Origin of the sequence: Streptomyces ipomoeae 91-03 (genome assembly GCF_000317595.1) — a bacterium.
Classification (GTDB): Bacteria; Actinomycetota; Actinomycetes; order Streptomycetales; family Streptomycetaceae; genus Streptomyces; species Streptomyces ipomoeae.
In genome coordinates this window covers 1-839 of sequence record NZ_AEJC01000495.1, presented here as the reverse complement: position 1 = coordinate 839, position 839 = coordinate 1, and the positions used below count along the sequence as shown (strand labels likewise).

Here is an 839-nt window from a genome sequence, read left to right as displayed (position 1 = left end):
CCGGCACCGGCGGCGGCGCCACCGGCCGCCTCTTCACCGGCGCCCGCGGCGGCACCCGCGTCACCGGCACCGCCGGCCGCTTCCTCGCCGGCGCCCGCGCCGCCGTCGCCGATGGTGGCGCCGACCGCCGCGAGGGCGGTGGTGACGGGCTGGAAGAAGGTCTCGCCGCCGACGGTGCAGTCGCCGCTGCCACCGGAGGTCAGACCGATGGCCTGGCCGTCCTCGGTGAACAGCGAGCCACCGCTGTCGCCGGGCTCGGCGCAGACGTCGGTCTGGATGAGGCCGGTGACCGTGCCCTCGGGGTAGTTCACCGTGGCGTCGAGACCGGTGACCTGGCCGTCGGCGAGACCGGTGGTGCTGCCCATGCGGAACACCTGGAGGCCGACCGTGGCCTCGCCGGCCGCGTTGATGTTCACCGTCTGGCCGTTGCCGAGGTCGACGGTGCTGGCCGCCTGGGTCGCCGGGTCGTTGTACTTGACCAGGGCGAAGTCACCGGCGCCGGGGAACGTGGCGGTGGCCGCGTCGACGGTGCCGATCGGCGCGCCGCCCTCCTCCTCGGACCACTCGGACTCCGCGACACCGCAGTGACCGGCGGTCAGGAAGCCCGGGGTGCCGTCGGCGTTGGTGACGTTGAAGCCGGCCGAGCAGCGCGCACCGCCACCGAAGATGGCGTCGCCGCCCTCCAGGAAGGTCTTGAACGTACCGGCGGACTTCTTGATGGTCGCCATGCCCGAGCCGAGCGACTTGACCGTCGACTCGATGGTGTCCCAGTTCTCGCCCGTGACCGTGGAGTCGGCGGTGACCTGGATCTTGTTCGTGCGGGGGTCGATCGCCCAGGC

Annotated in this window: 1 protein-coding gene; it reads right to left on the bottom strand. The window is 73.1% G+C overall.

The features are described from left to right. On the bottom strand, positions 1 to 839 hold an 839-nt coding region (locus tag STRIP9103_RS32490), incomplete at both ends, for a S1 family peptidase (protein WP_009327539.1).